Source organism: Candidatus Seribacter sulfatis, from assembly GCF_964187635.1.
GTDB lineage: Bacteria > Verrucomicrobiota > Verrucomicrobiia > Opitutales > Seribacteraceae > Seribacter > Seribacter sulfatis.
In genome coordinates this window covers 1-21,814 of record NZ_CAXLMO010000024.1, presented here as the reverse complement: position 1 = coordinate 21,814, position 21,814 = coordinate 1, and the positions used below count along the sequence as shown (strand labels likewise).

22 protein-coding genes are annotated in these 21,814 nt (G+C 45.6%); 17 read left to right on the top strand and 5 right to left on the bottom strand.

Going from position 1 to position 21,814, the window contains the following annotated elements:
- The first annotated feature begins 87 nt into the window (after positions 1–87).
- The 5 genes from ACKPQ5_RS03395 (at position 88) to ACKPQ5_RS03375 (ending at position 4,005) form a co-directional block, all read left to right on the top strand.
- Positions 88–807, top strand: a complete 720-nt coding sequence (locus ACKPQ5_RS03395; protein ID WP_407677690.1) for a pirin family protein — start codon at positions 88–90, stop codon at positions 805–807.
- Complete coding sequence (locus ACKPQ5_RS03390) at positions 804–1,424, top strand: alpha-ketoglutarate-dependent dioxygenase AlkB family protein (protein WP_407677689.1); 621 nt, start codon at positions 804–806, stop codon at positions 1,422–1,424. The genes ACKPQ5_RS03395 and ACKPQ5_RS03390 overlap by 4 nt, the downstream gene beginning before the upstream one ends.
- A 111-nt stretch (positions 1,425–1,535) precedes the next feature.
- The gene (locus ACKPQ5_RS03385) at positions 1,536–2,102 is read left to right on the top strand and encodes a heme-binding protein (protein WP_407677688.1); all 567 of its coding nucleotides are present in this window, start codon (positions 1,536–1,538) and stop codon (positions 2,100–2,102) included.
- Positions 2,103–2,129: 27 nt separating this feature from the next.
- Complete coding sequence (locus ACKPQ5_RS03380; protein WP_407677687.1) at positions 2,130–2,663, top strand: glutathione peroxidase; 534 nt, start codon at positions 2,130–2,132, stop codon at positions 2,661–2,663.
- Between the two features lie 79 nt (positions 2,664–2,742).
- Positions 2,743–4,005 (top strand): outer membrane protein assembly factor BamB family protein, encoded by a 1,263-nt coding sequence (locus tag ACKPQ5_RS03375; RefSeq protein WP_407677686.1) that lies wholly within the window; start codon positions 2,743–2,745, stop codon positions 4,003–4,005.
- Between the two features lie 123 nt (positions 4,006–4,128).
- On the opposite strand, the gene ACKPQ5_RS03370 is transcribed toward ACKPQ5_RS03375, so the two are convergent.
- Both ACKPQ5_RS03370 and ACKPQ5_RS03365 read right to left on the bottom strand, forming a co-directional pair.
- Positions 4,129–5,373: a Y-family DNA polymerase gene (locus tag ACKPQ5_RS03370; RefSeq protein ID WP_407677685.1), complete on the bottom strand. Its 1,245-nt coding sequence runs from the start codon at positions 5,371–5,373 to the stop codon at positions 4,129–4,131.
- Positions 5,370–5,885, bottom strand: a complete 516-nt coding sequence (locus ACKPQ5_RS03365; RefSeq protein WP_407677684.1) for a LexA family protein — start codon at positions 5,883–5,885, stop codon at positions 5,370–5,372. The genes ACKPQ5_RS03370 and ACKPQ5_RS03365 overlap by 4 nt, the downstream gene beginning before the upstream one ends.
- Positions 5,886–5,972: 87 nt before the next feature.
- Here ACKPQ5_RS03365 and ACKPQ5_RS03360 point away from each other — a divergent pair, with 87 nt between their 5' ends.
- The 3 genes from ACKPQ5_RS03360 (at position 5,973) to ACKPQ5_RS03350 (ending at position 9,789) form a co-directional block, all read left to right on the top strand.
- Entirely contained in the window at positions 5,973–6,689 is a 717-nt protein-coding gene (locus ACKPQ5_RS03360; protein ID WP_407677683.1) for an SDR family NAD(P)-dependent oxidoreductase, read from the top strand.
- Complete coding sequence (locus tag ACKPQ5_RS03355; protein WP_407677682.1) at positions 6,679–8,136, top strand: cryptochrome/photolyase family protein; 1,458 nt, start codon at positions 6,679–6,681, stop codon at positions 8,134–8,136. Before ACKPQ5_RS03360 ends, ACKPQ5_RS03355 begins: the two co-directional genes overlap by 11 nt.
- An 87-nt stretch (positions 8,137–8,223) precedes the next feature.
- Positions 8,224–9,789 (top strand): FAD-binding domain-containing protein, encoded by a 1,566-nt coding sequence (locus ACKPQ5_RS03350; RefSeq protein ID WP_407677681.1) that lies wholly within the window; start codon positions 8,224–8,226, stop codon positions 9,787–9,789.
- Positions 9,790–9,825: 36 nt separating this feature from the next.
- Here ACKPQ5_RS03350 and ACKPQ5_RS03345 read toward each other — a convergent pair whose 3' ends face one another.
- Both ACKPQ5_RS03345 and ACKPQ5_RS03340 read right to left on the bottom strand, forming a co-directional pair.
- Positions 9,826–11,484, bottom strand: a complete 1,659-nt coding sequence (locus ACKPQ5_RS03345) for an ATP-dependent DNA ligase (RefSeq protein ID WP_407677680.1) — start codon at positions 11,482–11,484, stop codon at positions 9,826–9,828.
- On the bottom strand, positions 11,481–12,485 hold the full coding sequence (locus tag ACKPQ5_RS03340; RefSeq protein WP_407677679.1) for a ligase-associated DNA damage response exonuclease: 1,005 nt from the start codon (positions 12,483–12,485) through the stop codon (positions 11,481–11,483). The genes ACKPQ5_RS03345 and ACKPQ5_RS03340 overlap by 4 nt, the downstream gene beginning before the upstream one ends.
- A gap of 136 nt (positions 12,486–12,621) precedes the next feature.
- On the opposite strand from ACKPQ5_RS03340, the gene ACKPQ5_RS03335 reads away from it, so the two are divergent.
- Genes ACKPQ5_RS03335 through ACKPQ5_RS03295 form a run of 9 tightly spaced genes read left to right on the top strand, consistent with a single transcriptional unit; the run spans position 12,622 to position 21,397 of the window.
- The gene (locus ACKPQ5_RS03335; RefSeq protein ID WP_407677678.1) at positions 12,622–13,605 is read left to right on the top strand and encodes a sigma-70 family RNA polymerase sigma factor; all 984 of its coding nucleotides are present in this window, start codon (positions 12,622–12,624) and stop codon (positions 13,603–13,605) included.
- A gap of 1 nt (position 13,606) precedes the next feature.
- The gene (locus tag ACKPQ5_RS03330) at positions 13,607–14,527 is read left to right on the top strand and encodes an acyl-CoA desaturase (RefSeq protein ID WP_407677677.1); all 921 of its coding nucleotides are present in this window, start codon (positions 13,607–13,609) and stop codon (positions 14,525–14,527) included.
- A 3-nt stretch (positions 14,528–14,530) separates the two neighbouring features.
- Positions 14,531–15,769 (top strand): NAD(P)/FAD-dependent oxidoreductase, encoded by a 1,239-nt coding sequence (locus ACKPQ5_RS03325; RefSeq protein ID WP_407677676.1) that lies wholly within the window; start codon positions 14,531–14,533, stop codon positions 15,767–15,769.
- Positions 15,766–16,524, top strand: a complete 759-nt coding sequence (locus ACKPQ5_RS03320; protein ID WP_407677675.1) for a DUF1365 domain-containing protein — start codon at positions 15,766–15,768, stop codon at positions 16,522–16,524. Before ACKPQ5_RS03325 ends, ACKPQ5_RS03320 begins: the two co-directional genes overlap by 4 nt.
- The gene (locus ACKPQ5_RS03315) at positions 16,525–17,793 is read left to right on the top strand and encodes a class I SAM-dependent methyltransferase (RefSeq protein ID WP_407677674.1); all 1,269 of its coding nucleotides are present in this window, start codon (positions 16,525–16,527) and stop codon (positions 17,791–17,793) included. It abuts the gene before it with no gap.
- The gene (locus ACKPQ5_RS03310) at positions 17,790–18,329 is read left to right on the top strand and encodes a DUF2878 domain-containing protein (protein WP_407677673.1); all 540 of its coding nucleotides are present in this window, start codon (positions 17,790–17,792) and stop codon (positions 18,327–18,329) included. The genes ACKPQ5_RS03315 and ACKPQ5_RS03310 overlap by 4 nt, the downstream gene beginning before the upstream one ends.
- Entirely contained in the window at positions 18,316–19,116 is an 801-nt protein-coding gene (locus ACKPQ5_RS03305) for a DUF1295 domain-containing protein (RefSeq protein WP_407677672.1), read from the top strand. The genes ACKPQ5_RS03310 and ACKPQ5_RS03305 overlap by 14 nt, the downstream gene beginning before the upstream one ends.
- On the top strand, positions 19,113–20,153 hold the full coding sequence (locus ACKPQ5_RS03300) for an SAM-dependent methyltransferase (RefSeq protein WP_407677671.1): 1,041 nt from the start codon (positions 19,113–19,115) through the stop codon (positions 20,151–20,153). The genes ACKPQ5_RS03305 and ACKPQ5_RS03300 overlap by 4 nt, the downstream gene beginning before the upstream one ends.
- Complete coding sequence (locus ACKPQ5_RS03295; RefSeq protein WP_407677670.1) at positions 20,150–21,397, top strand: PQQ-binding-like beta-propeller repeat protein; 1,248 nt, start codon at positions 20,150–20,152, stop codon at positions 21,395–21,397. The genes ACKPQ5_RS03300 and ACKPQ5_RS03295 overlap by 4 nt, the downstream gene beginning before the upstream one ends.
- A 218-nt stretch (positions 21,398–21,615) precedes the next feature.
- On the opposite strand, the gene ACKPQ5_RS03290 is transcribed toward ACKPQ5_RS03295, so the two are convergent.
- Positions 21,616–21,814, bottom strand: a 199-nt coding sequence (locus ACKPQ5_RS03290) for a PfkB family carbohydrate kinase (RefSeq protein WP_407677669.1), incomplete at its 5' end; no start/stop codon positions are given.

Genomic DNA, 21,814 nt, shown 5'->3' with positions numbered 1-21,814 from the left:
AATAGTATATTTTATAGTTCAGTTCAGAAATATCCAACTTTGAAGTACTAGATATTTAACAACACCCCGCTCCCTCTCATTTCCATTATGATTCAATTTAAATTCAGACCCTCTCACGAACGCGGTGCTCGCGACCATGGTTGGCTTCAGGCACGATTTTCATTTTCTTTCTCGGATTATTACGACCCCGAACATTCCGGTTTTCATTCCCTTGTGGTAATGAATAACGATATAATACAACCCCAAGGAGGATTTGGTAATCACCCCCATGATAACGCCGAAATTTTCACCTATGTAATTTCAGGTGAACTCGAACATAGGGACAGTATGGGAAATGGCTCGGTTATTAAACCCGGAGATTTACAATACATGAGTGCCGGAGACGGGGTTCATCATAGCGAGTTCAATCCATCCGATTCGGAAAAAGTTGAGCTTTATCAGATTTGGATGCTACCCAATCAAAAAGGTGGCCAACCCATTTACGAGGAAAAAAAACTCGGGAAAGACCAGGTGAAGAATGAGGTCAAAATTTTATTCTCCGATGATGGGCGTGAAGGTTCCACCCCCATTCGACAAAATGCCACCTTTGGATTTGGTCAACTTGAAGAGGGTCATTCCGTTTTACTGCAACCGGATCAGGATAAACCAAATGCGTGGATTCAGGTGATCAACGGTTCTTTGACCCTGGGAGATTTTCAACTTGGTCAAGCCGATGGCCTGGGTATTGAAAAGATCGATTATTCCCTCCCTATAAAGGCCGAACAAAATTGTAAATTTTTCATCTTCCGATTATCTGAAAGTGAATGAATTCCTTCACCGAAGAACTTTTTAGGGAAAGTAAGATGGGATACGATCTACCCGATGCAGAAATTGAATATTTTCCTGAATTTTTCTCGCGGGAAAAGTCTCTCAATTTCCTTCCCCAATTACTTAATACCATTAAATGGAAGCAAAACACTATTAAGATGTATGGAAAGGAAAACCCGGTTCCCCGGTTGGAGGCCTGGTATGGTGACCCAGGCAAAAGCTATGCCTATTCCGGCATTCGCATGGAGCCTACTCCATGGACTGATGAACTGAGGGAAATTAAACGATCGATCGAGGCCGAAGTAGAGATCTCCTTTAATTCGGTCTTAATTAATTATTACCGGGATGGTCAGGACCGGGTGGCGTGGCACAGTGATGATGAAAAAGAACTCGGAAAAAACCCGGTAATCGGCTCGGTCAGTTTTGGAGCGGAGCGCACGTTTAAACTGCGGCACAAGCGATACAAGGAGAATAACCTCAAGCAAAGCATTGTTCTTAAAAACGGTAGTTTTTTACTAATGAAAGGGGCGACTCAGCACCATTGGATGCATGAAATCCCTCGAACTGCCAAACCCATTGGGCCCAGAATTAATCTTACCTTCCGGGTAATTAAATAAAGAATCCTCGCTCTTATTTTATAGTGCTGAATAGTGGCATTTGCTTGCCGACTTAAAGGATTCGATTCAGCATATTGTGAACTTTAGTCCGTTCTGTAACGATTTATTACTGTGAAGCTTTTTCTCATACTCCTATCCATTCCTTTACTAACAGCCACCAGTCTATTGGCTTATGATTCTATGTATGAAAAAACACCTGTTGGAGAAATCAAAGTGCTCGAACTTCCAACCCGCTTGGCATTGGAAGCCAAGTCCGGTAAGTCATACTTTGACGCAGATAACGGATTATTTCGAAAACTATTCCGTTTTATCTCATCCAATGATGTATCCATGACCACGCCGGTTGAAGCTGATATTAAACCTGGAAAAATGAGGTTTTTTGTCGGGGAAAAAGATATGAATAAAAATCTGCAGTCCAGTAGTTCTGTAAGGGTTACTAATATGCCTGCCCGTAAGGTCGTATCCATAGGCATCCGTGGAGGGTATTCGGAAAAGAGTTTCATTTCCAATCAGTCAAAATTGATGGAATGGTTTGCGAAGAATAATAAGTATGAACAAGATGGTCCTGCTTACGGGGTTTACTGGAATGGTCCATTTGTACCCGGTTTTTTGAAAAGGTCAGAAGTTCATATCCCCATTCGTACCCGAAAAAAAGAAAATCTGGAAAAAACAAAATGAATTTACTTACTCAATCCATCTAAACTTATGAAACTACTCACACTTACACTCATGACTGCGATCAGCTCCTTACACGCTTCCAATTTATACGACCATAAACTCAAAACGATTGATGGGGAGGAAACTTCTTTATCGGAACACAAGGGAAAAGTGATCCTCATGGTCAACGTTGCCTCAAGGTGCGGTTTTACCCGCCAATACAAGGGACTTGAAGAACTGTACCAAAAATACAAGGAAAAGGGATTAGTAATCTGTGGATTTCCCTGCAATCAATTTGGCGGGCAGGAGCCAGGCTCTGAGTCCGAGATAAAAGAGTTCTGCTCAACCAAGTTTGGGGTCTCTTTTCCCATGTACTCCAAAATCGATGTCAACGGTCCAACCCGTCATCCACTGTACGAAGAAATTATTGGGGATAACGGTCCCCTCAAAGGAAAAATCAAATGGAACTTTGGAAAAATCCTCATCGGTAAGGATGGAAAACCGATCGACCGTTTTGGCAGCATGACCTCCCCAAGTTCCGGAAAGCTTATTAAAGCGATTGAAAAATCGCTCGAAGGATAGAATTCCAGAAAACTTTTTTCCGATGCGTACTCACCTTTGTATTTCACTTTCTATATTCTTTTTCAACGGCTGTGTTAATATGGAATGGCGTGGGGGCATGATTCCCCATGTCGGATTAAGCAAGGATGCTCCTACGAATCGTCAAAATATCGTAAATAATTCAGAGCCATTACGTGAAAGTGCAAGCCAGTGGAATCAATATCGCGGCCCCAACCGGGATGGGCACATTCCTCCCCAGGGCATTGACATCAATTGGAAAGAAAAACCAAAAGCGTTATGGAAGGTATCAGCAGGAGCAGGCCACTCATCGATTTTAATCGCTGAACAAACGGTTTTCACGCTCGAACAAGATGGAAACAGTGAGACTTTATTCGCTCGCCACCTTTCAAACGGAAAGAAAAAATGGAAAATAGCCCAGCAAACCAAGTGGAATGATATGATGAGTGGAACCGGTCCACGGTCTACCCCCACTCTACTGGACGGAAAACTCTACACTCTTTTTTCAAACGGAGTTCTTTGCCGGGTCAATGCCAAGACCGGAAAACTGGATTGGGAGACCAAGACCATTGATTCAGACTACGAATTTCCAGAATGGGGAATTTCCTGCTCTCCGCTGATTTGGAACGAATTGATTATACTTAATTTGGGCGGGGAAAAAAGTGCGGTCCGGGCCTATTCCACCAAGGATGGAAAACTTGCCTGGGGGTCCGATTTACGCGGAAACGGAGTCTACATTTCATCCAGTGTTCTTAGCTTGCTAGGCGAAGATCACTTACTTGCCGCGGTCGAAGGAAAAATTGCCGGACTTAATCCCAGAACTGGAAAAACCTTGTGGGAAAAACCTTGGAAAATTTTTCTTAACAATGCCCAAATTGCCCAACCCATTGCCTTGTCAAAAAACTCATTCCTCCTTGCCGCAGGTTATGGAAAAGGGGCTGAGTGTTGGAATATTTCAAAACGAGCGAATGGAAAATATCTTATTGAAACAAATTGGAAGTCCAAAAACCTGAAAGCTAAATTTTCAAATCCTGTACTGAAGAACGGCTATCTTTACGGGCTGAGTGAAAATCTTTTGGTTTGCCTGGAAGCCAAAACAGGGGAATTAAAATGGCGCGGTAACAAATACGGGTACGGCCGAATTCTCGTATCCAAGGAGAAATTGCTGATTCTTGGTAACACGGGTGTTCTTTCTATTGTGGAAGCAACCCCGGACCATTTTAAGGAAGTTTTTTCCGAACAACTCCTGAGCGATGTGCGTTGCTGGAATGGCCCTGCGTTAGCCAGTGGCTATCTTGTGGCAATGAACGGCGAAGAACTGGCCTGCTTTGACTGGGAGAAATAATTACAACTTAGCAGAAAGTCTCCACCTGTAGCTCTTTCAAGCAATTACTTTATTGCTTATCATCTATAGCCAGCTCCTTTTGCTCGCGGTAATTGTAAAGATTTACTAGAAGTAGTAAAAAAATCACCTCTTCAGGACTGGGATTTCGTCCCAGCTGGTGGTATATCGGGGCGTTCTCATTTCCCGACGCATGCTCCATTTTTGTTTCACCCCTTGAGCACCGAGGAAAGCACAGGCTTGTCCGTATTGAGAGGCCACCTCCTCCAATGCATCCACGAATTCCTTTCTTCTTGGATTACCATGCTCCTCAAAAAGAAGGCCTTGCTGTGCCCCTTTCGGAATCAGGTCGATCAGTAAAACACCTGCTTTCTTATAGGCATATCCCTTACGATAAATTGAACGGAGCAGGGACTTGGCGTTTTTCACTACCCGGATCAAATCGTCGGTGGGTTCATCAAAAGCGAGCGTCCGGGCATTAGAATATTGTTCCTGGTCTTCGCGAAAACGATTGGTTTTTATAAAAACCTGCAGGGCGGAGGCAAGGGATCCCTCCGAGCGGATCTTACGGGTCGCTTTAACTGCGTAGTTCGCCACCGCCTCCTCTAATTCGGACAGGCTATCAACCGGTCGGCCAAAGGAGCGGGAAGAACAGGTGTTTTTACGGGGCTGGGGAATCTGCTCCATTTCCAGGCAGGGAATCCCCGAGAGTTCTCGTTGAGTACGCTCCAGGGTGACTCCTCCAATGGATCGAATCATCGAAGAAGGAGCCCGGGCAAAGCGGAGGGCGTTAGTTAAGCCGACCCGTTGCAAACGAATACTCAACCTAGGTCCCACCCCCCAGATATCCTCGACCGGAATACCGCTGAGTACCTCATCCTGCCCGGCCGACACCTCAAAACAACCGGTCTTTTTTTTCTTAGCCAGACGGTTGGCTAATTTTGCCAATGTCTTGGTGTTTCCAAGCCCAATTGAAATCGGTATACCCGTCCAACGGCCCACCGTTTTACGAATACGCTGACTCAAAAGCAGTGGGGATTTAACTCCGCTCAGGTTTAAAAACGATTCATCAATCGAATAAATTTCCATATCCGGGGCAAACCGGGCCAGTACCGAAGTGACCCGCCTGGACATATCGCCATACAATTCATAATTCGATGAAAATACCGTCACTCCATTCCACTCGCAGAGTTTTTTAATTTGGTGATAAGGAGCGCCCATAGGAATACCAAGGGCTTTGGCCTCATTGGAACGGGCGACCGCACAGCCGTCATTATTGGAAAGTACAATTACCGGTCTATTTCGTAATGCGGGACGGAAGACGCGTTCGCAGGAAACATAAAAATTATTACAATCCGCCAGAGCAATCATAAGGAATGAATCACACTAGTGACCACTCCCCATAAATGCGTATCATCTTCTTCCTTCAACAAAATCGGTTGGAATTTTGAATTTTCAGGCATGAGCCAGGATTGTCCCTTGTCCTTCCGAAAACGCTTCACGGTAAGCTCGCCATTCAATGCCACAATCACAACCTTGCCATCTTTTGCCTGGGCACTACGGTCCACCACCAGGAGATCTCCGTCATGAATCCCCGCACCGATCATCGATTCTCCATTTGCCCGCACGAAAAAAGTGGCACTGGGCTCCCGAATGAGGTGAGTATTTAAATCAAGTACTCCCTCCAAATAATCATCTGCAGGCGAGGGAAAACCCGCAGATACTCCACAGGCGTAAAGAGGCAACTGATTTTCCTTCTCTTTTACAAATCGTAAAATACGATCTACTTGGCTCACTGGTATACGAACCGGGCGAGTTTTCTCACCATAATGGTTACTCCCTTTGGGACGACCTGCTCCTTCTCTTTTTCCACCTCTTGTCATACCTTTGAAATATGTTACATTTTTCAAAAAGGCAAGGGAGGATCTTAAAAATGTGATCCTTATTTCTTTTCCATTCGATATACAAGTGTGGATTCATTAAGCAAATCAAATTCTTTTACTCACCTCATTGTAGGTGGATCACGCGGGATCGGTCGATCCCTGGTAGACCAATCCATACAAGCTGGTCAATCGCTCTCAGTTCTGTCTCGTACCCCTCCAGTGGAACAATCTTCTGGTTGTACTTGGATCACAGGAGATGCTGCAAAACCGGAGGAGTTTACAGATCAGTTACCTGAAAAAATAAATGCCCTCACCTTTTGTCCAGGCAAGGTCATTTTAGGCCCGATCAGACGATTGAAAGCGGAGCAAATGCTTGAAGCCTACCAAACCAGTGTATTGGATGCATTTACATTGGTGCAGGCATTACTTCCCCGTCTCGATGGATCGGTTGTCTTTATCTCCTCAGTCGCAGCCACTACTGGCTTGCCGAGCCATTGTGCTATTTCCGCAGCTAAATCGGGACTGGAAGGATTTGCTTTAGCTCTTTCTGCCGATTTAGCACCCAAGGTCCGAGTGAATGTGGTCGCACCAACCTTGACTCCAACCGAAATGGGTTTAGGAATGGTCGGCGGAGATAAAATGATTCCTTTAATAGAAAATAAACACCCTTTAAAAATAATTCCCGCAGTGGAGGAAATTGCCGGTACTATTTCTTTCCTGCATTCCGATGCCGCAAGGTCAATTACTGGACAGGTCCTCAAGGTAGATAGCGGACTGTCCAAGCTTCGTCTCAATGATCGCTGACCCATCCCCGCCCACTAGTGGACGGGCGATTGTTTGGTTTCGGAAAGATTTACGCCTACAAGATAATCCCTGCCTCGAAGCCGCACTACAATCGGGCAAGGAAATCATTCCAGTTTACATTTGGAATCAAGAAGAAGGCGGACAATGGAGCCCGGGTGCTGCTGCACGTTGGTGGCTTCACCACGCACTTGCAAGCCTAGGTAAAGATATTCAACACCTCGGCGGTTCTCTCCTCCTGCAAAAAGGATCTGCGGAGGAAATCCTACCCCGCTTAGCGGATGACTTGGGTGCGGAAACCCTCTATTTTGGAAGGACCTATGATCCCGCTGGCCTCGCTACTGAGAAAGCAGTGGAACTTGCATTTTCGAACCGGAATGCCACCGTTGAATCGTTTAACAGCAGCCTTCTGCAGGAACCTTGGGAGATCAAAAATGGATCGGGGCGACCCTTTCAAGTCTTCACCCCTTATTGGCGGAAATCCAGGGCCGGTATTTACAAGGAACCGCTTAATTATTCCCTGGATAGTCTATCTTTTCTTTCCCCGCAATCTCCCGGGCTGAGTATCGACAAGTTAGAATTACTGCCCGACCATAGCTGGCATTTAAAACTATCCGAACACTGGGATGTTTCCGAGGATGCTGCCCACAAGCTTATCACGCGAACGGCAGATGTAATTACCCGTTCCTATGCCACTGCCCGAAACATTCCCTCGGTGGATGGAACATCTCGATTGTCTCCCTACCTTGCCTGGGGATTAGTCAGTCCAAGACAGATCTGCCAAGCCGTGTTAACCGCAGATAATGATTGTGGACATCGCGGTGAAAACAAGTATCTCGTCGAGATTGGCTGGCGTGAGTTTTCCTATCAATTACTCTATCATTTCCCACACATCCCGGACCAACCACTTCGGGAAAAATATTCCACCTTTCCTTGGCTCGATGATAACCAATCATTACGGGCCTGGCAGTTTGGAAATACTGGATACCCGATGGTGGATGCGGGAATGAGACAACTTTATGAGACCGGATGGATGCACAATCGGGTGCGCATGGTGGTCGCTTCATTCCTCGTAAAACACCTCCTTATTTCATGGCAGGAGGGAGCACGCTGGTTTTGGGATACACTCGTGGATGCCGATCTCGCAAGTAACACGCAGGGCTGGCAATGGGCCGCGGGTTGCGGAGCGGATGCAGCTCCCTACTTCCGGATTTTCAACCCGATTACACAGGGAGAAAAATTTGACGGAAAAGGTGAATATGCCCGTAAATGGATCCCCAGCCTAAAGGAACTACCCGGAAAATGGGTATTTAAGCCCTGGGAAGCCCCGCCCGATCTCTTGCTGGTAAGCGATGTCTTTTTGGGCACTAACTACCCCCACCCCTGTGTGGATCATAAAGAAGGTCGGGCCCGGGCTCTTGCCGCACTCGCTTCAATCAAAGAATCGTAACCTGAAAATGTTTCGGACGGAACTTTTTCAACCATCGAATTCCCGCACCATGGTATCGGCTTTATTTCCCCTCTCTACTCAGTACAAATGAAAACCTCTATTGTTTGGTTCCGAAAATCTCTACGCCTGCATGACAACCCCGCCTTAATGGCCGCGTGCGAAAATGAACAGGTCGACTCTATTATACCACTCTACATCATTGACCCCGATATATTCGGTGGGAAATTTGAGAATTGGAGCCCCAACCGATTGCGGTTTTTAATCGAAAGTCTGTCTGATCTAGACAAACAACTTTCCACCCGATACGGGAGTCAGTTAGTACTGATTGAAGGCAAAGCAGAGGATGTATTTGAAAACCTCGAAGGCCTGTTGGGGGAATCTTTTAATTCCCTCTATTGTGAATATTCCTCCGATCCATGGGAACGAAAAAAATTCTCCGTGATCCAAAAAACACTCTCGGAAAAAAATCAAGCCATTCAGCTTCAATCCATTGATTCTTTTCACACGATTTTGGATGTGGAAAAAGTAATTTCCTCACCCCATTTCCGAAACCCGAAATCAATGAAGGACATCGATCGGGTATTTGCTTCCCATTTTGATAAAAACGAGCATGGCTTTTACAAAATCGACGACCCCATTCCTGAACCTGAAAATAGTAAACCCTTTCCTCAGATTTCCGGGATCCACCCGTTATCAATTGAAGACCTAACCACTCAGATTTCCCGAGAGGTAAAAACAGATATCATGTCTGTAAAATCATATTTCCCGGGGGGAGAAACTGAGGCACTCTCCCGATTAAAAAAGAAAGTTTCAGGACAGATTGAATATGTAAATACATTTAAAAAACCTAAAACCATGTCGACCAATACCACTGGTGAACCGATGGAACCGAGTACCACTGGACTGTCTCCGTATCTAAGTGTGGGTTGTTTATCAGTTCGTAAATTATGGAAGGAGTGTGAAAAATGCCAACTTCAGGGACCCCATTCACAACCTCCCGAATCCCTTCACGGCCAACTAATGTTCAGGGAGATGTTCTATCTTCTTTCCAGGACTGTGGATCATTGGGACCACGATCAATCCAATGAGATGTGTAAAGAGATAGAATGGGGGGAGTACGATCAGGAAAAAATGGAGGCCTGGGAAAAAGGACAAACCGGCTTTCCTTTAATCGATGCGATGATGAGACAACTCGAGGCCACTGGTTGGATGCACCACCTTGCCAGGCATGCAGTTTCGTGCTTTCTGACCCGTGGACAACTTTGGCAAAACTGGAAATATGGAAGGGATGTATTTGACCGAAAACTCCTGGACAGCGACTGGGCATTAAACAATGGAAATTGGTTATGGCTATCTGGGGTTGCCCCTTTTTCTATGCCCTATTTCAGGCTCTATAATCCCTGCCCAGATGCGAAATCAAGCCTCAATGTGGAAGCACAGACCGCTGAGTTCATTAAATTCTGGGTCCCGGAACTGAAGGATTTCCCTCCCCGGTATATCTATGAACCACACTTAGCATCTGAATCAATCCAATCCGGTTCCAACTGTATTATAGGCAAGGATTATCCAAGCCCGATCGTGGATAGAAAAGAGAGTGCCAAGGAAAACCTTGCCAAATTTAAAAATAGTCTCTCCCGCTTAAAATCGGCCTAAGAATAGACCCCAAAAATTGCCTTTACTGATTTCTTTTTAGAAAAGTAACAGGTTACCTTCCCGATCCACTTTGGTACCATCCGCCAATTTTGTTTCCCCGGTCATTCCAGTAAATCCGCGAATTGTCTCCAATGTATCCGCCTCCTCCATTTTCTTATCGGTGCGCCAACGCTTAATTCGGGGAAAACGCAAAGCCACTCCTGACTTATGACGACCAGAAGAACGGGCTCCTTCAAAAGCGATCTCAAAAACCATGCTTGGTTTAACGGAACGAACCGGCCCAAATTTCCCGGTAATATTTTTGCGGACGAATCGGTCGACTTTTTCAATTTCGCTGTCACTTAATCCGGAGTACGCTTTTGCAACCGTGACCAATTCCCCCTGTTCATTCCAAACTGCAAGGGAATAATCGGAATATAAATTCGAGCGTTTCCCATGTCCAAGTTGAGCACTGACCACCACCATATCGGCGAGGTATGGATCGATCTTCCACTTATACCAGGATCCTTTCACCCGGCCGGATTCGTAGGAAGAATTCTTTTTCTTCAGCATAAATCCCTCCACTCCACGAGCCCGGGATTCTTGACGAAGCTTCGCCAAATTTGTCCAAGATTCTCCCTCCACCAGCGGAGACAATCCAATGGGAAAATCAGCCGGGAGCGACGAGAGTGTAATCTCCAACTTCTTTCTTCTTTCTTCCATGGGAAGTGATCTTAGGTCGGACCCTTCCATGCGTAAAATATCATATGCCTGAAATCTGACCGGTTCCCGCCTGAGAATGGTGGGGCCCGGATCCTTTCTTCCCAGTCTGGTCTGAAGACGTGAAAAGGATCGCATTCCCTCCTGGCCCCAGGCCAGGATTTCTCCATCCAGACAGAGGTCACCGGGAAGCCACTTGCCGGCATCCATTACTTCAGGAAATGAATGACCCACGGATTCATCTCCCCTCGACCAAATCATACAAGTACCCCCACGATTAATCAATTGAGCCCGAATCCCGTCCCATTTCCATTCCATTTGCCAATCCTTCACACTGCCCAGGTTCTCGACTTCTTCCTGCAGTGGATTTGCGAGACAGAACGGAAAAGGTTGGCATACTCGATCCTCATCGACCCCGGGGTTAAGAATACCCTCCATGCGTAAGGTTTTGGGTGACCAATTTCCGGCCAGTCGCTGGGCAATAATCGCAGGCTGCACTCCGCCCACCCGGGCAAGTGCCTTGCACAGATTTCCTTTAGATACTCCCATCCGAAATCCCCCGGTGAGCAATTTGTGAAAGGGCAAAAAATCCTTTTCACCCAAAAAGTCCCAGGCTGCAAAAATATTTTCTCTTCTTTGCTCCATTTCCATGCCGACCATCGGTTCAATAAATTTCCCGATCAGTTCAGCTAAGCCCACCTTTCCCCTCCCCTCGCCCTGGCTGGCAATGAGCAGGGAAATTGTCTCCGCCAGATCCCCCACCCGGTCATGGCATTCCTCCAGCAACCATTGCGGAAGCCCACTCCGTTCGGAAGCAAATGTACGGAGCTCCGAAGTTTTGATTGCTCCCTTAATTCGGTTGCCCGCGAGGAACCAGCAGACCCAAATAGAATCTTTCGGATCCGCATCGGTTAAGTATTGTACTAAATGGTCGAGTCGATCATTCGTTTTTGTCGCCTCATCGAGGTCGTGAAAAAGTTGGGAAAACTCCTTCAATCCAATTCCTCCTCTCGAAAACTGGATTCGTTTAAAACCGAGGCATTGATTCCCTTCTCTCCCAGAAATCGGCTCAGTGCATCTCCATTCCCATGTGTCAATTTAACCACCTCCGCTCCGGTCCCAGTAATCACATCAATCAGACCAGGCCAATCTGCATGATCAGAAAGAACAAATCCACGATCAATATTTTTTCTTCTGCGGGGTCCCCGTATTGCCATCCATCCCGATGCAAAACCACGCTTTACCCCACGAAATTTCTTCATCCAACTACTATCCTCCACTGCAGGGGGTGCAATGACCATCCCATTAGCAATCACTGTGTCTTTCTCTATTTTTTTAATTTCGGGTAAGGAAATCCCCGCATTTTGATAATGTTCGAGGAAGGGATGAACTGCGGAATGGGCATATATTAGTCCAATCGAAGGATCAAGGCCTGCTACTATCCGTTGTGCCTTTCCTAAAGAGTAAGCAAATACAAGCGAACCCTGTCCAGAATCCTTATTGTGCTTCCACCATCGATTAATTTGGTCGTAAATTTCCTCCTCCGGTTGCCAACGGTAAACCGGCAGCCCAAAAGTACACTCCGAAATAAAGCCATGGCAGCTTACGAGCTCGAACGGCTCACAAGTTCGATCCGCCTGTGGTTTGTAATCTCCACTGACCACCCACACTCTACCACGAACCTCAATTCTGATCTGTGAAGAACCTAAAATATGACCCGCGGGATGAAAAGAAACAATTGCGTCTTGAATTGTTTGCTTTGTTCCAAAGGGTATTGATTCAATTTTATTTTTTTGCCCGACCCGAATTTGCAACAACGGCCGGCACGAATCCGAACAAAGATAATTTTCATGCCCCGACCGTGCGTGGTCGCTGTGGGCATGAGTAATGAGTGCCCGCTTTACTTGCCCACGCGGATCAACGTAAAAGTCTCCCGCCGGGCAATAGAGTCCTTCTTTTTTTAGAATTAAAATTTGATTGTCTCTACTGTTACTCAATGATTATTCAATTGATTCCTAAATAGGAAAAAGGACAAACTTTTAAAAAAAGTGGCCGGAGCAAAAGGCACTTTCAAGCGATTTCTTTGCTTCACAGTACTCATTATTCAAAAATTGAAATAAAAATGAACTTTCAATGATCCTTCCCGCGACCCGGATCGTTTTATTTATCATAATGGTTACTCCACATGTTACAAGATCTCAAGGAAGCGATACTCCTGACCCAGTGGGCAGGTTTATTTCCGATCGTTCACGCATGGCACCTCCATCCAAGGAAGAGTGCGACAAACTTTTTCTGGAAATGTCAAAAGGCTCAGACGAAGCCAGAAAAGAATTAATTGAACGACATATCCGATTAGTCGCTTCCATTGCACTCAAGTTTCGCCAGACAAATGTTCAAATGGAAGACATCATGGCCGAGGGCATACAGGGCTTGGTGGTTGCATTGGATAAATTTGACTACACCAGAGGGATAAAATTAAGCACATATGCAGCATGGTGGATTCGGCAAAGAATTCAGCGCCTCATTGGTAAAATGTCAGGTGCCGTTGCCGTTCCTCACGATGTTTCCCAAGGAAAGAGAAAAGAAGGTCAAATTCGTTCGTCATTGCAAGTCGATCTGGGTCGTCTGCCTACTGACGACGAAGTCAACGATGCATTGGGACAGGATAGAAACCTTACCAAACGAGTTAAATTTGCGCCCACCAGCTCCCTCTCGATGGATGAGCCTCTGAGTGAGGATTCCGACAGTACTTTGGCCGACTTGATGACTGCGGAAGAAGAACTCAAACAATCCTACCGCGAGGATGGTTCGCTCTCCGATGATATTGGTGTTGCATTGTCTTTTCTCGATCAACGAGAAAGGAAAGTATTGAGTATGCGTTTCGGTATGGAAAAAGGAGAATCAATGAAATTGGATGATATTGCTGATTCGATGAATGTATCTGGTGAGCGCGTCCGACAGCTCGAATCTCTCGGTTTGAGAAAATTACGGGCAGTCCTCCTGCAAAATGGAAAAATTGACTTTCGAAAATTAGATCAACTGGTCAGTACAGATTTACGTGGCAAAACGAAGATGAGTCCTTTAGAACTTTCCCTCGTTTTAGATCCAGCCACATAAAATGTCTTTTTCCTTATCAAAATGGGTGTGTCCACCCCCAGAAACTTTTAATGAACCACTTGGTTCAGGCGGACGCGTGGAATGGTTTAGGTGCTTACCGTATGTTCTCATTCACCTGATTACAGTACTTGCCTTTTTTTATCCGGTTACAATAAGTTGCCTTGTCGTAGCTTTGGTCTCATACAGCTTACGTATGTTTTCAATTACTGCATTTTATCACCGTTATTTTTCGCATCGTAGTTTCAAGACTTCTAGACTTGTCCAATTTATTGGTGCGTTCGTTGCCTGTAGTTCGGGACAAAGGGGTCCACTGTGGTGGGCCGCACATCACCGAAGGCACCACAAACATTCCGATACCGAAGAAGATGTTCACTCCCCTCACACGAAAAGTTTTTTTTGGAGTCACACCCTTTGGTTCATGACCGACTATGCAGTGCCCACTTTTCTTAAAGAAATCCCGGATTGGTTAAAATTCAAAGAACTTCGGTTTTTAAACCGCTTTGATTGGATACCACTCGTTTTACTCGGATTTGCCTGTTACTACGCACCCGAAATTACTTGGTTTGCAGAGCTTACCGGACTCTCTAATATGCAGATGTTATTATGGGGATTTTTTGTCCCCACAATCGTTCTTTATCATGCTACATTTGCAGTAAACTCAATTACTCACATGTTTGGAAAAAGGCGGTTTAATACCAAGGATGAAAGCCGAAATAATTGGATTGTTGCCATCTTTGCATTCGGGGAAGGCTGGCACAACAATCACCACTTTTTTCCGGGATCTGCGAGGCAAGGATTTTTCAAAGGAGAATTCGATCTTACTTATTACGGTTTAAAATTTCTTTCTTTCTTTGGCCTGGTTCGCGACCTCCGGCCGGTTCCGGGTTGGGTGAAACAAAAAGCAATCGATTCCTCTTCCTAAATTGTGAAAATTGCAGTGGTGGGATCGGGCATATCCGGTTTAGCGTGTGCCTACCTGTTACATAATAAGCATGATCTCACCTTATTCGAATCTGAAAAAAAACCGGGTGGTCATGTCAATACCGTGGAAACCAAAGGAAAGACAGGAACTTTCCAGGTGGATACTGGCTTTATTGTTTTCAACCAAGAAAATTATCCCAACTTAATCCGCTTACTGGATCAATTAGGGGTGCAATCCCAGCCCACCCGAATGGGATTTTCAGTTCAGTCCGATAAGTTAAACCTTGAATATAGCGGAGAGAACATCCGTGGACTATTTGGACACATTCGTAATCTCCTCGATCCCAAACACTGGAATATGGTCCGCGATATCTTACGCTTTCATGAACTCGCAAAAGAAAAGAGTGACCCGGAACAAACCATTGAATCCTTTTTAGAAAAAAATAATTTTGGAAATCGTTTTTCTAACTACTTTCTATTACCGCTCGGATCTGCACTCTGGTCATGCTCACCCGAAAAATTTGGTAATTTCCCGATGGAATTTGTCTCCGACTTTCTTTCCAACCATCAAATGCTACAAGCCAATAACAGGCCTATTTGGCGGGTAATAAAAGGAGGGTCACACACCTATGTTAATCGATTAATTGATTTACTGGGCGACCGGATTCAGTTGAATACACCTATTCAAAATGTCCGGCGGGTCGAAAATGGAATTTCCCTCACCCTACCAGACGGAACCGAGCAAGAATTTGATGAAGTGATCCTGGCCTGTCATGCCGATCAATCCCTCCGCTTACTTGAATGTCCCACCGGGGAAGAAAAAAATCTCCTACAATCCTTCCCCTATCAAAAAAATCGGGTTACTTTGCATAGTGATGATTCAGTACTACCGAGAAGAAAATCCGCACGGGCGAGTTGGAATGCTTATCTCCCCCAAAAAGAAAGTACCGAAGCATTGGTCACCTATGACATGAATATTTTACAAAACCTGCCCACCCAGGAACCATTTTGCGTATCCCTCAACCAGGAAAATATAGTAAAACCAGACCTGATACACGGTAACTACCATTTTTCCCACCCCACTTATCACTCGGGTAGAAAAGAAGCCCAGTCCAAACACCAATCCTTTATCCGCAATCGAGGCGTTTCTCTTTGTGGTGCGTACTGGGGTTATGGATTTCATGAGGATGGATTAAATAGCGGTTTGCGGGTGTGTAAGGAATTTGGTGAAGTTCTCGGATGAAAAGTTCCCTCTATTTCGGCGAGGTAAGACATCAAAGAAAAAGTCCCAAAAAACATGCCTTTTCTTACCGGGTTTTCATGACTCACCTCTTCCTCGACGAGTTGAGTGAAGTCTTTCAAAAAAGATGGTTCTGGTCGCTTGACCGATTGAACCTCTCCTCTTTTTTCCGAAAGGATTATCACAAACCAGAACATCACAATCTGGCCGATGCGGTACGACTGACCATGAGTAAACAACTGGGATATGAAGTCAAAGGGCCCGTATCCATCATTACCCACCTCCGTACATTCGGGTATTGCTTCAACCCCGTCTCATTTTACTACTGTTGGAACGAGGAAAAAAGTAAACCCCATGCATTAATGGCAGAGATTACCAATACTCCCTGGCACGAACGGTATGCAAAATGTTTTCGTTGGGACAAAAAGGATCAGGATAAATCAAAGCATTCCTTCGCAAAGGAATTCCATGTCTCCCCTTTCATGGGAATGAATATTGACTATGACTGGAGATTTCTTGGCCCCGCAGATAAGCTCAAGGTGGATATGATTTTGCGGGAGAACAAAGAAATCCTCTTTACCGCACACCTCAATCTTGCGAATAAAGAATTAAACTCTGCCAATATGGCGTGGGCTTTGATCCGTTTTCCTTTTCTTACTTTTCGAATAACCTTTGGAATTTATTGGCATGCTCTGCTTCTTCGTTTAAAAGGGTGTAAATTTTATCCTCATCCAAAAAATTCAATTTCAACTTCCTAAATGACAGAAAAAAAAGCCAAGCAGGAAACTAAACTTGCCAATTCAGAAACCTCACAAAATGGGTTTTGGAAAAGAGCCCTTCTTTCACAATTAAAAAAAATCGATCGGGGTTCATTGACTGTCGAAACAAATAATGGCACTCAACGATTGGGCTCTCCTTGCCAGGATAGAATCTCAGCTACAATTCAGGTTACCAATTCTGACTTCTTCCGAAAGGCTTGCCTAGGTGGTTCGCTTGGAGTGGCAGACAGTTATGCGGAGGGAGATTGGAAAACGGATGATTTAGTAAGCGTATTTCGCCTCTTTCTACAAAATCAGGATGTGATGGACGGAATGGAAAGCGGTTGGGCATCCCTACTCAACCGAGTGGCAAGGTGGGGATATTTAATCGGGCAAAAAAACACCATTAAGGGAAGTCGCAAAAATATCGCTCTCCACTACGATCTGGGGAACGATTTTTATGAACTCATGCTTGATCCCACCATGACCTATTCCTGTGGTATTTTCAATTCACCCGAGAGTACACTCGAAGAAGCATCACTGGCAAAATACGACCGAATCATCGATCAGCTTGATATTCAACCCCACCACCATATTTTAGAAATTGGGTGCGGATGGGGTGGATTTGCCGACCGGCTTGCTCAACGAACCCAAGCCAAACTAACCGCCACCACAATTTCCGACCGTCAATTTGAATACGCTCAAAACCGGATTCAAAAAAACGGATTCGAAGATAGGGTATCGATCATAAAAAAAGACTACCGCGATTTAGTTGGTCAGTTTGACCGGATTGTTTCAATCGAAATGATCGAGGCGGTAGGCCATGAATTCCTCCCCGGATATTTTTCCAAAATTTCCGACCTCTTGCTCTCCAACGGTGCTGCCATGATTCAGGGAATTACCATGCCCGATCATCGCTACAGGCAGTACCTCAAGGAGGTCGATTATATCCGCACCCGAGTATTTCCCGGAAGTTGCGTACCCTCCGCCTCGGCAATGATCGAAGCGGCGGTCAAAAACTCGGACCTCCGCCCTGCAGATCTGCACGACTTCGGGTACCATTATTCACGCACCCTGCGGGAATGGCGCCTACGCTTTTTGGATAATGAAAAATCGATCAAGGAACTCGGTTACGACGAACATTTCCGAAGAGCCTGGATTTATTACTTATGCTATTGCGAAGCCGGATTTGAGGAAGGGTATACTGGAGATATCCACCTGTTACTCGCCAAGCCGGAATGTAAACTCGCTCGGGGCTTCCCTCAATGAAAACGAAATCATCCTATCTCCTCGACCTGGTAATTTTTCAAATAGCATGGTTTTGCTGTGTCCTCGCTCCCCTGAGCCCAATCCCGCAAGCACTCCCTGTCATTGGCTTAGTCCTGGTACTTATTCGCACCCAGTTTTCCCGTGGATTGAAAGAAGTTCTCCCCTTTGCCATTGCCTGTTTCCTACTGGGTGTGGCGGGCGATGCAGGTTTAGTTCAACTTGGCCTGCTTTCTTTCGATGCATATCCTGATTGGTTCGGTGCCCCCCTTTGGATGGTTGCCCTGTGGCTTAATTTTGGACTAATGCTCAGGCCACTATTCACCTGGTTCCTCGATCATTGCTGGCGGGCAATTATTGGCTTCTCTGCCGGTGGCGTGGTCGCCTACTATTCAGGTCAAAAATTGGGAGTTCTCACCTTAACTGTAGATATTCAATCCCAATTGGGGGTGGCAGCAGAATGGGCTATTGCCGGTATTATACTACGCTACCTCCATCTTAAATTCCCCAGCACTCCACAAGAAAATGAGCACGCTTGAACTTCTTCTATACGGACAATTAGGTGCCTCCCTGGTAATGGCGATTGCCTGGGCTCATGCAATCGTCATCAAAAATACATCCTATGTGGATGTGTTGTGGGGCTATGGAGTTGGCATCCTTGGATTTATTTATCTGGTTTTGGAAAGCGAAACTTGCGATCCCACTCGTTTGGCACTTCTGAAAGCACTCCTCCTCACTTGGTCAATTCGATTGGGAACCCATTTACTCACAAGGTGCTGGGGGAAACCAGAGGATGCACGCTACGCCTATCTGAGAGCAGCGATGGGAGGGAAAGCACAATTGGGATTCTTTGTCTTTTTCCAGGTACAGGCATTTTGGGTGGTTTTATTCGCTTCTCCATTCTTAATACTCGTAAAAAATCCAAATCCAATTAATTCACTCGATCACATCGGACTCATTATTTGGCTGACCGGTTTTGCTGGGTTACACCTGGCGGATAAACAACTCAAACTATTTAAACAAACTCCCGGCCGTACTCGGGCAGATGTATGCAAAACAGGATTATGGAAATTTTCCCGGCACCCCAATTATTTTTTCGAATGGATTCTATGGATTGGTTATATCCTTCTTGGTTGGCAGGCACCAAGTGGTGTATGGCTTTTACTTCTCCCCATTATTTTATATATTTTCCTCTCTAAAATTACCGGCGTTCCCTTCGTGGAGGCAAGAAAACTGGAAGCAAGCGGAGAGGAATATAAAACTTACATAAAACAAACCAACTCCTTTTTCCCTTGGTATCCCCAAAAAAAAGATTTTTCCTCATGAGCATCACTAATTTTTTAATCGATCTTGCAGAACGTGGCCTCGTACCCGATTTCATGATCCGGGTTGGCATTCGAAATCTTTGCAAAAAACGATTACAACAATGCAGATCAGATAACTGCGAGGCCAACGCCGAACTGGCGGAAAAATACATTGCCGATTCCGATGCCTCTCCCATGGCCGTGCTCACTGAAAAAGCCAATGAACAACACTACGAAGTACCCGCCGAATTTTACAGGCACGCCCTTGGAAAAAACTTAAAATATAGTTCCTGTTACTACGAAGAAAAAAATAAATCCCTTCATGAAGCGGAAGACAGGGCACTCCAATTAACCTGCGAACATGCACAATTAGAAGAGGGTCAGGATATTTTAGAATTGGGTTGCGGATGGGGTTCACTATCACTTTGGATGGCTAAAGAATTCCCCCGATCTTCCATTACCTCGATTTCTAATTCCAATTCCCAACGCGAATATATTCTCGGCCAGGCTCGCAGTCGGGGGATCGAAAACCTTCGGGTACTTACGGCTGATATTAATGCATTTGAAACTGATTCAACCTATGACCGAATTGTTTCCGTGGAAATGTTCGAGCATGTAAGAAACCACCGGGAACTCTTCCGGCGAGTCAACAGCTGGCTCAAAAACGGGGGGAAATTATTCACTCATGTATTCTGCCATCGGTCCACATCCTATCCATTCGATGTGGAAGGAGAGGATGATTGGATGTCCCAACACTTTTTTAGTGGAGGCACCATGCCCGCGGATGAACTTTTCCTTCGTATCTCAGGAACACTCGAACTGGAACATCGCTGGCGTTGGTCTGGCACACATTACGCAAAAACATCCGAGGATTGGCTTCTCAATATTGATCAGTCACGCGATGATATCCTATCCCATTTCCAACAAGACCTCAGCATAGCGGAGGCCCATCGAACCTTTAATCGATGGCGCATCTTCTTCCTCGCCTGTGCAGAGACTTTTGGTTTTAGGAATGGACAGGAATGGTGGGTCAGTCATTACTTGTTTAAAAAACAATGAAAAAATCATTCCTCACCCCCCTTCTTTTTTTCGTACTCTTTCAATTCAATTACGCGGAATCCAACTTCACCGATTCCCTCAACTGGCCCCAATGGCGCGGACCCAACCGCGATGGCTTTGTCTCCAAAGATTCACCTTGGCCCTCCACGATTGACGGGAAATACCTCACTCAGTCTTGGCAGGCAGAATTAGGAAAAGGCTACCCAGGGCCTGTTCTGTCCGATCAATTGGTATTTACTATTGAATCAGTCGAAGGGAGCGAAGTCGTACATGCCATAGATCGTAAAACGGGGAAACCCGCCTGGAAATTCGAATGGGAGGGTCAAATGAAAGTCCCTTTCTTTGCCGCCAAAAATGGGAGTTGGGTACGGTCAACCCCGGCCTTTGATGGAGAGAATTTATACGTCTGTGGAATGAGGGATGTTCTTCATTCCCTCAATGCGAAAACCGGAGAAGTTAATTGGAAAGTTGATTTTGTGGAGCGTTACAAAACACCTCTCCCTGCTTTTGGTATGGTTTGTTCCCCGCTCGTAGACGGAAAATATTTATATATCCAGGCGGGTTCCGGTTTTGTAAAACTCAATAAAAAAACCGGTCAATCGATTTGGCGTTCCCTGGTTGATAAAGGCGGAATGTTCGGCAGTGCATTCTCCTCTCCCGTAATGGAAGAAATAAACGGAAAAAAACAATTGGTAGTTCAGACACGAACCGACCTGACCGGGGTGGATCCGGAATCCGGTCAGAAACTTTGGTCGCAACCAATTAAAGCATTTCGTGGAATGAATATTCTCACACCAAGCGTTTTAAATAATCAAATTTTCACCAGTAGTTACGGTGGAAAATCACTATTATTTGACATTCCAAAAGCGGGCAAAAAACAAAGTATTGTACAGAATTGGGAAAATAAGCAGGAAGGGTACATGTCCGGGCCGATTATTTTGGATGGTTATTGCTACATTCATCTTCGCAAACAAAGGATTACCTGTCTCGACATGAAGAACGGAGAAACCAAATGGATAAGCAGTGAATCATTTGGCAAATATATGTCGATGGTTTCCAATGGAAAAGAAATTCTTGCCCTCGATGAAGACGGTACACTGTACCTAATCGATCCCAATCCTGAAAAATTTGTGATTAAAGAAAGCCGGAAAATTTCCGACTCCCCCACCTGGGCACACCTCGCGGTTTCAGGGAATCAATTATTTATCCGCGAAATTGAATCACTTGTTTGCTATAGTTGGTAATCCAGCACTTTGTCATTGCTCGGAGGACGGCAACGGCAAGTCGACGCGGCAATTCACTGCATGCAATGGACGCGCACGGACAATGCGGTACGATTACTGGTTCACAGTGGATCGCCACGGGCTACGCCCTCGCGATGACAACAGGTTCGCTATTCGGCAAATAGAGATATTCCTCTTCCACCCACACCTGTCATTGCGAGGAGAGTCTGGATTGTAACTCACTCCGGTACAGCCCCCGCGTGGGAGCATACTTCGGCAGCGATCTGACAGGCATCGGCAAGAATTTCCGTATGTTCTTTCCCCTGAAGTAATCCCAGCGTCATTGAGGCGGTAAAGGAATCCCCCGCTCCCACCGTATCGACCAAGTTTGCAGGTACTCCGGGTTGTTCAACCATTCCATCTGCATGTGCAAGAATC